We start from the raw sequence: 11,813 nt of genomic DNA, 5'->3' as shown, positions 1-11,813 counted from the left end.
CTTCTCGAACGGAGCACCCCGCACCATGCAGCACGACCGCGTCCTCTTCGGCGCCGCCTACTACCACGAGTACCAGCCGACTCCTCGGCTCGACGAGGACATGCGCCTCATGCAGCAGGCCGGGTTCTCGGTCATCCGCGTCGGCGAATCCGTCTGGAGCACCTGGGAGCCGGAGAACGGCCGCTTCGACCTCGAGTGGCTCGCGCCGGTGCTCGACGCCGCCCACGAGCACGGCATCCGGGTGGTGCTCGGCACCCCGACCTACGCCGTCCCGATGTGGCTCGCGCGCATCGTGCCCGAGATCAACGTCCGACGCCGGACCGACGGTGAGGCGATGGGGTGGGGTGCTCGGCAGGAGATCGACTACGCCCACCCGGCGTTCCTCTTCCACGCCGAGCGGGTCATCCGGAAGATCGTCGCCCGCTACGCCGACCACCCCGCCGTGATCGGCTACCAGGTCGACAACGAGCCGGGCAACGAGCTCATCGCGAATCCCGAGGTGTTCCAGCGGTTCGTCGACCACCTGCGACACACCTACGGCAGCGTCGAACGGCTCAACGAGGAGTGGGGCCTCACCTACTGGTCGCACCGCCTGTCCACGTGGGCGGACCTGTGGACCCCGGACGGCAACGCGCAGCCGCAGTACGACCTGGCGTGGCGGCGGTTCCAGGCCTCGATCACGACGGACTTCATCGCGTGGCAGGCATCGGTCGTGCGGGAGTACTCGCGCGACGACCAGTTCGTCACGACCTGCATCGCCTACGAGCGGCCGACCGTCGAGGACGAGGTGCTCACCCGGGCGCTCGACGTCACCGCCGGCAACCCGTACTACCGGATGCAGGACGCCCTCGAGCTGCCCAGCGCCGAGGAACCCGCCCAGTTCTGGACCTCGTCCGGCGCCTGGTCGATCGTCGCCTCGGGTGACCGCATGTACGGCTCGAAGCAGGCGCCGTTCCTGGTCACCGAGACGAACGCGCAGGCGATCGGGTTCTCGTGGATGAACGAACCCGCCTACGAGGGGCAGTGGCGCCAGGCGGCCTGGGCGCTCGTGTCCCGTGGGGCCTCGATGATCGAGTACTGGCACTGGCACACGCTGCACTACGGCGTCGAGACGTACTGGGGCGGGGTGCTGCCGCACTCGCAGCAGCCCGGCCGCACCTACGAGGAGATCGCCCGCATCGGCGCCGAGTTCGCCCACGCGGGGGACCGGGTCGCCGGACTCCGCCCGCACGCCGACGTCGCCCTGCTGTTCTCGAACGAGTCCAAGTGGGCACTCAACGAGCACCCGGCACTCGGGGACGGCATGGAGCCCGACCGGCGATCGTGGCAGACCGTCTACGACGCCTTCGCCCGCGGCGTGTTCGACGCCGGACTGCAGGCGAACACCGTGCACCCCTCGCAGGTGTTCGACCGCGACCCGGCGTCCGTCGCCGCCGAACGGCCGGTGCTCGTCGCCGCGGCGTTCACCATCGCAACCGACGCCCAGCTGCAGTGGCTCGCCGCCTACGCCGAAGCCGGCGGCCACCTGGTCGTCGGCATCCGCACCGGCTACGAGGACGAGGAAGCGCGCGCCCGACTCGAGCGGAAGCCGGCGTTCCTCGACGTCGCCGCCGGCGTGCACTACGACGAGTTCAGCAACCTCGCCCGCCGCGTCCCCGTGTCGGCCGGACCCGCCGCCGCGGACCACGGGTTCACCGTGCCGGCCGGGGCGACGGCCACCCGGTGGGCCGACGGTCTGCTCGTCGACGACGCCGACGTGCTCGTCGGGTACGACCACCCGCACCACGGTCGCTTCGCCGCGGTCACCACCCACGCGCACGGAGCGGGGCGGGTGACCTACGTCGGCACGGTGCCGGACCCGGCGCTCGCCGCAGCGGTCGTCGACTGGGCGGCTTCGCGGGCGAGCGGAGCGCCGGGCTGGCGTCCGCAGGTCGACACCCAGTCGGTGCAGAGCGCGGTCAACGGACGTGGGGAGACCGTGTACGTCGTGCACAACTGGTCGTGGGCGTCGAGCACCTTCCAGCTGCCGGTCGCGGCGGAGGACGTCCTCGACGGCACGACGCTCGCCGCCGGGTCCGAGCTGTCGCTCGGGGCGTGGGACGTGCGGGTGGTGGCCGTGCGCTGACGTCGTCGGCGACGGGCTATGAGCGCTGAGGCCGTGAGTCGCGGTGGACGAGCACCGCGGCTCGCGTCCTCACTGCTCAGATCGAGGTCCTGCCGACGCCTCGATCAGGCGGCGTCGAGCTCCGCCCGCAACGCCCCCACGAAGTCGTCGATGTCCTGCTCCGTCGTGTCGAAGGAGCACATCCACCGCACCTCGTTCCGGCTCGCATCCCAGTCGTAGAACCGGAAGTGCTTGCGCAGCCGCTCGGCCACACCGGCGGGCAGCGTCGCGAACACCCCGTTCGCCTGGGTCTCCTGGCTGAAGCCGACACCGCGGATGGTGCCGTCGGCGATGCCCGCCTCGAGCGCACCGCGGAGGCGCTGCGCCATGGCGTTGGCGTGCGAAGCGGAGCGGAGGTAGAGGTCGTCGGTGAGCAGGGCGATGAGCTGCGCCGACACGAACCGCATCTTCGACGAGAGCTGCATGTTCATCTTGCGGAGGTAGTGCAGCCCCTCGGACGCCGAGGGGTCGAGCACGACGATCGCTTCGCCGTAGAGCATGCCGTTCTTCGTCCCGCCGAAGCTCAGCACGTCGACGCCGGCGTCGGTCGTGAACGAGCGCAGCGGGACCCCGAGGGTGGCCGCGGCGTTGGAGATGCGTGCACCGTCCATGTGCAGCTTCATGCCGAGCGGGTGGATGTGGTCGGCGATCGCCCGGACCTCGTCCACCGTGTACGCGGTGCCGAGTTCGGTGGTCTGGGTGATCGACACCACGAGCGGCTGCGCGCGGTGCTCGTCGCCCCAGCCCCAGGCCTCGCGATCGATCAGGTCGGGGGTGAGCTTGCCGTCGGGGGCGTCGACGGTGAGGAGCTTGATGCCGCCGACGCGCTCGGGCGCTCCGGCTTCGTCGGTGTGGATGTGCGCGGTCGACGTGCACACGACGGCACCCCACCGCGGGAGCATCGACTGCAGCCCGACGACGTTCGCGCCGGTGCCGTTGAACACCGGGAACGCCTGGGCCTGCGGCCCGAAGTGCGAGGTGACGACCTCCTGCAGCCGAGCCGTGTAGACGTCCTCGCCGTACGCGATCTGGTGACCGGCGTTGGCCGCGGCGATCGCGTCGAGGATCTCGGGGTGGATGCCGGCGTAGTTGTCGGAGGCGAAGCCCCGCAGGTCCAGGTCGTGGAGTCGAAGGGTCACTGATTCATCCTAGGGAGGGGGCAAGCGGGAGACGGGCGCCGTTCACGTCGGCGGTCGGGGCGGACCAGAGGTCGACGACCTCGTGGCCCAGTCGGTCCTCGAGCCCGGACAACGCGTTCACGACGAACAGGGTGGCTGCGGCTGAACCCGGCGCGTCCTTCCGGAAGCCCTGCGCGACGGCACGGACCCAGGCGTCGGACGCGGCCTTGGCGGCGGCGTAGTTCGCGGCGCCGGCGGTGGGGGAGTCGACCGCGGTGGAGGAGACGAACGCGAGACGCCCGGCCGAGGACGCCACGAGGTCGTCGTAGAACACGCGGGTCGTGTTCCGCAGGGTGCGGAACGCCCGGTCGAAGAAGTCCCAGTCCTCGTCCGACTGGCCGGCCAGGCCACCGCCACCGCGCCAGCCCCCGACGAGGTGGACCAGACCGTCGATGCGTCCGGAGGAGTCGTGGACGGCGGAGGCCAGTGCGGTGACCGCACCGAGGTCCGAGAGGTCGCACGTGTGGGTGGTGACACCCGGGACGGAGGCGCGGAGTGCCTCCAGGGCGTCGGGTCTGGTGCCGACCGCGACGACGGCCGCACCGGCGGCGGTGAGTGCCCGCGCGACCGCCGCGCCGCTCGCGCTGGTCGCTCCCGCGATCAGCACCAGGCGGCCGGCCAGCGAACCGCCGCTCACGCGGCCGACCCCGCGACGACAGCAGAAGCCGCGGAAGCAGAAACGGCGGAACCAGGAGCGGCAGAAGCGGACGCGGCAGACGACGCCCCCGTGATCCCGGCCGTCGACGCGATGACCGCCGCCATCTTCTTGTTGAGCGCCTCGTAGAACATCGACAGCGGGAACTCGTCGTCGAGCACCGCGTCCGTGTAGCCCTTCGGCAACCCGGCGAGCGTCTCGTCGGGGAGCCCACGCGCCCAGGCCGAGGCGGGGTGCGGCGTGAGCGTGCGGGTCAGCATCTCGTACGCGGCGAGCCAGTGCGCTGCCTTCGGCCGGTCGATCGACCGCCGGTACAGCTCGTTGATCTCGTCGCTCAGGGCGATGATGACGTCGGGGACCTCGTCCCAGTCGATGGTGAGCTGCGTGTCCGTCCAGTGCAGGACGTGGTGCTGGTGCATCCACGCGAACAGCAGCTGCCCGCCGAGCCCGTCGTAGTTCCGGACCCGGGTGCCGGTGATCGCGAACCGGAAGATGCGGTCGAAGACGACCGCGTACTGCACCAGGCGTGCATGGTCGCGGATCGCGCGCTCCGCGTCGGACAGCTCGTCGTCGGGGCGTCCCCGGAGCGAACGGTCGAGCCGGACCGATTCGCGGAAGGCGGTCAGGTCGCACCGCAGTTCCTCGAGCGAGTAGAGGAAGAACGGCATCCGCTGCTTGATCATGAAAGGGTCGAACGGCAGGTCGCCGCGCATGTGCGAGCGGTCGTGGATGATGTCCCACATCACGAAGACCCGCTCGGTGAGCTGCTGGTCGTCGAGCATCGCGGCCGCGTCGGCCGGCAGTTCCAACTTGGTGATCTCCGCGGCGGCGCGGACGACCCTGCGGTAGCGGGCGGCCTCGCGGTCCTGGAAGATCGCGCCCCACGTGAAGGTCGGGATCTCCCGCATCGCGACCGTCTCGGGGAACAGCACCGCCGAGTTCGTGTCGTAGCCGGGAGTGAAGTCGACGAACCGCAGCGCGACGAAGAGCGCGTTGCCGTAGTCGCCCGCCTCGAGCTCCGCGATGAACTCCGGCCAGATCACCTCGACCAGCAGGGCCTCGACGAGGCGCGAGGAACTGCCGTTCTGCGTGTACATGGGGAACACGACGAGGTGGCCGAGTCCGTCGACCCGATGCTGCTGGGGCTGGAACGCGTTCAGGGAGTCGAGGAAGTCGGGGACGCCGAACCCGTCTGCTCCCCACCGCGCGAAGTCGCGCTGCAGGGCAGCCAGGTACGCCGCATCGTGCGGGAAGAACGGTGCCAGTTCGGCGACGGCCTGGAGGATCGTGGCCAGGTCCTCGGAAGCCGCCCCGTGATCGGACGGGTCGGGTACCGAGCCGTCGGCCGTCTGCAGCGCACGGAACGACACGACGGCGGCCTTCAGTCGCAGCCACGCCGGGTGGGTGGCGACCGTGCGGACGGGCAGGCGGTCCTCGACGACCTCGGGTTCTCCGACGATGGCGTCCTGTGTGAACCCCTGGACGAACTGCGACATGTCGAACCTCCCGTCATCGGGTCGGCCGCGGCGGTGCGGCGGGATCGTGCTTGCGTCGAGCCTAGGGAAAAGCGGCGGCCGGAATGTTGCCCATCTCCGGCGGAATCGTGCGCGTTCCGGGGCGTCGCGCCCGATCTCGGACCCTCCGCGCACGGTTTCGCCGGACGGTGGGTCGCGTGGTCACCAGGTGCCGGGCGCGTAGTCCTTCAGGAAGACGCCGAACAGGTCCTCGCCCGCTTCGCCCCGCACGATCGGGTCGTACACGCGGGCGGCGCCGTCGACGAGGTCGAGCGGGGCGTGGAAGCCCTCCTCGGCGAGTCGCACCTTCGTCGGGTGCGGCCGTTCGTCGGTGATCCAGCCGGTGTCGACGCTCGTCATCATGATCCGGTCGGTGTCGAACATCTCCTGCGCGCTGGTGCGGGTGAGCATGTTCACCGCGGCCTTCGCCATGTTCGTGTGCGGGTGGCCAGGGCCCTTGTAGGCGCGGCCGAACACTCCTTCCATTGCGCTGACGTTCACCACGTAGGTGCGTCGGGCTCCGCTCGCGGCCATCGCGGGGCGGAGCCGGGAGATCAGGACGAACGGCGCGGTCGTGTTGGCCAGCTGGACCTCGAGCATCTCCAGGGGATCGACCTCGTCCACGCGCTGCGTCCACGAGTTCACGTCGTGCAGATCGGGGACGAGCCCGCCGGCATCGATCGCGGTCCCCGTCGCGAGGCGTTCGAGCGAACTCGAGCCCGGGGCCATCGCCTGCTCGGTGAGTTCGTCCGCCCGGGCAGCCGCGGCCGCCAGGATGGGGTGCGCCGTGACGGATCGTGCGAGCGCCAGCGGGTGCCGGTCGTTCGTGTGGCCGAAGGTCACCAGCTCCGGCAGCGGTCCGTCCGGCAGCGGTGCGAGCTCGGCGTCGACGAGGGGCTGGTACGCCCCCGGTGACCGGCGAACGGTCTGCGTGGCGTTGTTGATCAGGATGTCGAGCGGACCGGACGCGACGACGTCGTCCGCCAGGCCGATGACCTGAGCCGGGTCGCGCAGGTCGATGCCCACCACCTTGAGGCGGGACATCCACTCCGCGGAGTCGGGCAGGCTCGCGAACCGCCGCACCGCGTCGCGCGGGAAGCGCGTGGTGATGGTGGTGTGCGCGCCGTCCCGCAGCAGTCGGAGCGCGATGTACATGCCGATCTTCGCGCGCCCGCCTGTGAGCAGGGCCCGCTTGCCCGTCAGGTCGGTGCGGGCATCGCGCTTCGCGTGGCTCAGCGCAGCGCACGAGGGGCACAGCTGGTGGTAGAAGGCATCGACCACCGTGTACTGCTGCTTGCACATGTAGCACGGCCGCGCCTTCAGCAGGGTGCCGGCGGTGGACGTCGCACTCGAACTGCTGATCGGGACACCGCGGGTCTCGTCGTCGATCCGGTCGGCTGCCCCGGTGGCGGTGGCGGCGATGACCTGGCGGTCGGCGGCGGCGATGACCGCTCGCTTCTCGAGTCGGTGGGCCCGCTTCACGGCCTTGAACATCTTCGCCGTGGCCTGCCGGACGCGGACGAAGTCCGGGTGCGACTCGTCGATCGACTGCATCTGCTCGAGGACCCGGAGGGTTGCGTCGAGGTCCTCGGGGAGGATGCCGCTGGGCTCGGGGTGCTCGGAGATCACACGGAATCCTACGAGATCGCCGCTCCGGATGTGCTGCGACCGGGTGTTCGCACTAGGCGGCGGGGCCACCCGAGCGGTTCAGGCGGTCGGCGGCGCGTCCGAGCAGCCAGTTCACCGCCCACCCCAGCAGCCCGATCCCGGGGAGCGCGATGATGACGACCGTCCAGATGACCTTGACGAGGTCGCTGCGGCGTCGGTCGCGCCAGACCTGCACCAGCGCCAGTACCTCGAGCGCCAGGAACACCAAGAGCACCAGCACGTGTGCGCCGCCCAGATTGCCGAGCATGTCGTTCTCCCCTCGTCGCGCCGAAGCGCCGTCCCCACGGTAGGGCCGAGTGCGTCGTGCATCGTCCACCGCGCGGATGACATCGGTTCTGACCCGGCTCCGACGCCGACATCGCCGTCGGGTCCGTTCAGTCCGCGCGGCCGCCGGTCAGCACCTGGATCGCGACCACGGCGACGACGAACACGACGACCACGCCGAGCAGCGTCGCCAGTGCGACCGGCCACCCCGTCCGCCCTCGGGAGCGCCGAGCGACCGTCCCGCCGATCCCGCCCACCAGCACCACGAGGGTGCCGACGAGGTGCCAGTTCCGTACGGCCTCGCCGCCGTCGACGTCACACTGCGCCGACGAGTCCGCGCACGCCGTGAACGCCAGCTGCCCGATCACGACGGCGAACCAGGCGGCGGGACTGGCCAGGACCGCCCCTCCCAGGAGCAGGACCGAGGCGACGAAGTCGGCCAGACCGGGCGATGGACGCGGCCGGTCCGGCGCGGTTCGCCGTCGGCCGAGGTCCAGGTCGTCGCCTGGATCGTCCCACCAGTCCTCGCGTGCCCCCACACGTCCACCGTAGGCGACGGCGGTTGACGCCCGTCGACGACTGCCTGGAGGCGCGGCGCCAGCTTGCACCGCGCCTCCAGGCAGTCAGCGGGCCGAGCCGCGCTTGCGCGACCCGATCAGCGGGAGCCCGCCCGGGAAGGCGGCGCGGCCGCGATGACGCAGCCTCCGGCGACGATCACGGCTGCGGCGACCCATCCGGATGCAGGCGTCTCGACCGACCAGCTGACCACCACGGTGGCGAGGGCGATCACGGCCGAGCCGAGGTACGCGGCGGTGGACACACCGAGTGGCAGGGCAGCACGGAACCATCCCGTGCCGGGACGGACCGCCCGCGCGGCGGACACGGTGGTGAGCACCGCGAGGACATAGCCGAAGCCCATCACCGGTGTCAGAGCGTCCGTGATCCGGGGAAGCGACACCGACGCGGCCGTCGCCGCGAATGCGACGCAGCTGATGAGCGAGCCGCCGCGGGTCCGCGGTGCGTACGGTGTTCGTTCGAGGCGGGACATGTCGCGAGTGCTCCTGTGCGTCGGCGTTCAACGGATCACCGACCACGGTGGCATCGACGGCGCAGGCTCCGCTACGTATCGCACAGGCGATGGGAACAGCCCCGCGGCACCGCGCCTCCAGTCAGAACCGGGCCGAGCCCCGCAACCGGCGGGGCCGCCCGTCGGGATCGACCGCGAGCTTCGCCGCCGGCGCCGCCCACAACCGCTGCAGCGCCGACACGGGCTCCGGGTGGTGCTGCCGGACGCGACCGGGCGGCCGTGGCCCGGGCTCGCCGTCCTCGTGCCAGTGGTCGAGCGCCCGAGCGTGCGACCGCCACAGCGCGAGGAGCTCGGCGCCGGAGCCGTCCAGCCGCGGGTCGTCCGGCGTGGTCGCGAGGTGCTCCGCCCACAGCTCCCGCCGCAGGTCCCGCGCGAGCGATCCGTCGCCCGCACCCGAGTCGACCACGGCGCAGGTGAGCTCGCTGTCCGAGGTCCACGAGCGCCGGTTGAAGTTGTCCGACCCGATCGTGAACCACTCGTCGTCGACGATGCACACCTTGGCGTGGATGTAGATCGGCCGGCCGGACTCGTGCTCGAGGTCGAAGACGCCGACCCGGTCCGGAGCGGTCCGGTGGAGCGTCTGGAGGGCGTCGATCTGGCCCAGCCGGCTCGGGGGACCGCTCAGCACGCCGTCGGAGTTCGGGTACCGCGGGACGAGCACGATGACCCGCAGCTCGGGGTTGCGCTCGAGGGCCTCGGCGATGCCCGAGGCGACCTCGCGTGACCAGAGGTACTGGTCCTCGATCGAGATGAGCGACTTCGCCGTCCGGAAGGCCTTCGCGTAGGCGCGGGCGATGCTCCGTTCTCCCTGCGGTGCGAAGGGGAACGGCGGCCGCTTCACCCCGTACGTCCGGAGGAGCTGGACGGCGTGGTCGCCGGCGGGTGGCGGCGGGGGCGTCCGCTCGGGCAGGGGCTCCGGGTGGCGGGGCATCCGGGTCAGCCACTGCAGGAGCATCCGGTAGGGCAGGCTCCGGTCGAGCGGGTGCGGGTCGTCCCACCGTTCGGCGAAGACGGCGAGGACGTCGGCGACGACCGGGCCGCGCAGCTCCATCGAGGCGTCGTGCCAGGCGGGACGTTCGCCGTACCGGGAGTCGATGGACACGTGCTGCGGGTCGCCCCCGTGCGCGGCGTCGTCACGGCGGCTGTGGCACAGGTCGATCCCGCCGACGTAGGCGACGTCGCGGGCGGGGTCGTCGTGGTGCTGGATGACGAAGAACTTCTGGTGGTGCGACCCGAACACGCGGACGCGCTGGTCGAGCAGGACCTCGCCGCCGGCGTCGTTGATCTCGCGGCCGAGCATCTCGTTGGAGCGTGCGCTGAGCGAGGCCGAGACCCGCTCACCGTGGGAACGCCAGATCAGCCCGCGGACCTCGACGCCCGCGCGTGCACGGTCGGCGAGCAGGTCGCCGATGGTGGGGCCGTCCGGCAGCAGCCGTTCGTCGGCGTCGCCGCGCCAGTCGGTGAACCACACGCGGTCGCCGGGGCCGAGGACGGACAGCTCGGCGTGCAACCGCTCGAAGTACGGTGCGCCGTGCACGAGCGGACGGACGAGGTTGCCCTCCGACCACGCGCGTCGGTCACCGCCGCCGGAGTGCACCTCGGTGGCGGTGTTGCCGCGCTCGTCGCGGGCGAGGAACCAGTGGGCCGGATCGGTGGGCACTCCTGGAGACTACGGGCGGACGCAGGGGAACGCGCCTACCGTGAAGGCGTCATGACAGCTGAACACCGCACGTCCGCCGAGCCCGATGCGGCTCCCTCCGACCAGCCGGACCCGAACCGTTGGAAGGCACTCGTCATCTGCCTGCTCGGCGGCGGGATCGTGCTGCTCGACGTCTCGATCGTCAACGTCGCACTGCAGTCGATCTCGAAGGGGCTGCCCGGTGCCTCACCCGAGGCGGTGCAGTGGATCCTGTCCGGCTACGCGCTGTCCTTCGGCCTGCTGCTCGTCCCCGGTGGACGACTCGGCGACGCCACCGGGCGCCGCCGGATGTTCGTCATCGGGGTCGGCCTGTTCACCGTGGCGAGCGCGCTCTGCGGCTTCGCCCCGAACGGCATCGTGCTGGTGATCGCCCGACTGGTGCAGGGCCTCGCCGGTGGCCTGCTCACCCCGCAGGTGACGGCGCTCATCCAGCAGCTGTTCCGCGGCCGGGAACGCGGCACGGCCTTCGGGCTCTTCGGGGCGACGGTCGGCATCGCCACCGCGATCGGCCCCCTCGTCGGCGGCCTGCTCATCACGGCCTTCGGCACCGAGAACGGGTGGCGGTTCGTCTTCTTCGTGAACCTGCCCGTGGGACTCGTCACGATCCTCCTGGCCTTCCGCTACCTGCCGAAGCCGCAGCGGGCCGAAGTCGGACGGAAGCACGACTTCGACCCGGTCGGCATCGCGCTGCTCGGCGCCGCCGTGGTCGCCCTGCTGCTGCCGTTCGTGCAGTCGGAGCAGTGGACGGGCAACGCGAAGTGGTGGCTGGTGGTCGTCGCCGTCGTGCTCGGCGTGGTGTTCGTGCTCTGGGAACGGCGGTACCAGCGGACGAAGGAGCCCGTGATCGACCTCCGGCTCTTCCGCCGCCGCTCGTTCACGCTCGGTGTCGGGTTGGCCACGGTCTACTTCGCCGGCTTCACCCCGCTGTTCTTCGTCCTGACGCTCGCGCTGCAGTCGGGTCTGCACTACTCGGCACTGCTCGCCGGCCTGTCCTCGGTCGCCTTCGCGATCGGTTCCGGGGTCGCGTCCACGGTCGGCGGGCGGGTCGTGCACCGGTTCGGACGGCAGCTCATCGTCGTCGGGACGGTCCTGGTCCTGCTCGGGCTGGGCGGTGTGATCTGGGTCGTCGCGAACCACTACGAACCCGACCTCGGGTGGTGGCTCGTCGTGCCGCTGCTGGTGGCGGGCGTCGGGTCGGGCCTGACGATCTCGCCGAACCAAACGCTCACGCTGTCCGAGGTGCCCGTCGAGCAGGGCGGCTCCGCGGGCGGTCTGATCCAGGTCGGCGCCCGGGTCGGCTCGGCGATCGGGATCGCCGCCGTCGGGAGCGTCTTCTACTCGTCGCTCGCGGATTCCCGGGGCGACTACTCGCAGGGACTGCCGCTGGCGCTCGGGGTGTCGCTCGGGTTCGTCGCGGCGGCACTGCTCGCGGGCATCGTCGACGTCGTGGTGGGGAAGGTGCGGGGGACCGAGGCCACCGTGTAGGCGCGCGCCGGACGGCCAGCGGGTTCGCGAGTGAGCGAATCATCGGGGACACTGGACTCCGCTGTCCACGTGGCTGCGTGAACTCTCACTCTGCAAGGA

The 11,813-nt window shown here is 71.3% G+C and carries 10 protein-coding genes; 2 read left to right on the top strand and 8 right to left on the bottom strand.

All coding sequences use genetic code 11. The features are described 5' to 3' along the window. Nucleotides 1–25: 25 nt before the first annotated feature. Nucleotides 26–2,125, top strand: coding sequence for a beta-galactosidase (locus tag EDF64_RS15760; protein ID WP_133520911.1), 2,100 nt, complete (start codon nt 26–28; stop codon nt 2,123–2,125). A gap of 104 nt (nt 2,126–2,229) precedes the next feature. Here EDF64_RS15760 and EDF64_RS15755 read toward each other — a convergent pair whose 3' ends face one another. The 8 genes from EDF64_RS15755 to EDF64_RS15720 all read right to left on the bottom strand — a co-directional run bounded on the left by EDF64_RS15755 (nt 2,230) and on the right by EDF64_RS15720 (nt 10,190). Then, a complete protein-coding gene (locus EDF64_RS15755) occupies nt 2,230–3,303 on the bottom strand; it encodes a threonine aldolase family protein (RefSeq protein ID WP_133520910.1) in 1,074 nt (357 codons plus the stop codon). Between the two features lie 4 nt (nt 3,304–3,307). Then, complete coding sequence (locus EDF64_RS15750; protein ID WP_243736420.1) at nt 3,308–3,979, bottom strand: SDR family NAD(P)-dependent oxidoreductase; 672 nt, start codon at nt 3,977–3,979, stop codon at nt 3,308–3,310. Next, a complete protein-coding gene (locus tag EDF64_RS15745) occupies nt 3,976–5,493 on the bottom strand; it encodes a DUF6421 family protein (RefSeq protein WP_243736419.1) in 1,518 nt (505 codons plus the stop codon). The genes EDF64_RS15750 and EDF64_RS15745 overlap by 4 nt, the downstream gene beginning before the upstream one ends. Nucleotides 5,494–5,673: 180 nt before the next feature. Then, a complete protein-coding gene (locus EDF64_RS15740; RefSeq protein WP_133520909.1) occupies nt 5,674–7,140 on the bottom strand; it encodes an SDR family NAD(P)-dependent oxidoreductase in 1,467 nt (488 codons plus the stop codon). A gap of 52 nt (nt 7,141–7,192) precedes the next feature. Then, nucleotides 7,193–7,426, bottom strand: a complete 234-nt coding sequence (locus EDF64_RS15735; protein ID WP_133520908.1) for a PLDc N-terminal domain-containing protein — start codon at nt 7,424–7,426, stop codon at nt 7,193–7,195. Between the two features lie 127 nt (nt 7,427–7,553). Then, nucleotides 7,554–7,982, bottom strand: a complete 429-nt coding sequence (locus EDF64_RS15730; protein ID WP_133520907.1) for a hypothetical protein — start codon at nt 7,980–7,982, stop codon at nt 7,554–7,556. A 116-nt stretch (nt 7,983–8,098) separates the two neighbouring features. Next, nucleotides 8,099–8,491, bottom strand: a complete 393-nt coding sequence (locus tag EDF64_RS15725; RefSeq protein ID WP_133520906.1) for a hypothetical protein — start codon at nt 8,489–8,491, stop codon at nt 8,099–8,101. Nucleotides 8,492–8,612: 121 nt separating this feature from the next. Next, nucleotides 8,613–10,190 carry a phospholipase D family protein gene (locus EDF64_RS15720; protein WP_166645772.1) on the bottom strand — a complete coding sequence of 526 codons (1,578 nt, stop codon included), beginning with the start codon at nt 10,188–10,190 and terminating at the stop codon, nt 8,613–8,615. A 51-nt stretch (nt 10,191–10,241) separates the two neighbouring features. On the opposite strand from EDF64_RS15720, the gene EDF64_RS15715 reads away from it, so the two are divergent. Further along, nucleotides 10,242–11,714 (top strand): MFS transporter, encoded by a 1,473-nt coding sequence (locus EDF64_RS15715; RefSeq protein ID WP_133520905.1) that lies wholly within the window; start codon nt 10,242–10,244, stop codon nt 11,712–11,714. The last annotated feature ends 99 nt before the right edge of the window (nt 11,715–11,813 follow it).

The organism is Curtobacterium flaccumfaciens (assembly GCF_004361695.1).
Lineage (GTDB): Bacteria > Actinomycetota > Actinomycetes > Actinomycetales > Microbacteriaceae > Curtobacterium > Curtobacterium flaccumfaciens_B.
This window is presented reverse-complemented; position numbering and strand designations above follow the sequence as displayed.

Coding starts and splice junctions, on each gene's coding strand:
- EDF64_RS15715 (WP_133520905.1), top strand. CDS start 10,242: ATGACAGCTGAACACCGCACGTCCGCCGAGCCCGATGCGGCTCCCTCC.
- EDF64_RS15725 (WP_133520906.1), bottom strand. CDS start 8,491: ATGTCCCGCCTCGAACGAACACCGTACGCACCGCGGACCCGCGGCGGC.
- EDF64_RS15735 (WP_133520908.1), bottom strand. CDS start 7,426: ATGCTCGGCAATCTGGGCGGCGCACACGTGCTGGTGCTCTTGGTGTTC.
- EDF64_RS15745 (WP_243736419.1), bottom strand. CDS start 5,493: ATGTCGCAGTTCGTCCAGGGGTTCACACAGGACGCCATCGTCGGAGAA.
- EDF64_RS15760 (WP_133520911.1), top strand. CDS start 26: ATGCAGCACGACCGCGTCCTCTTCGGCGCCGCCTACTACCACGAGTAC.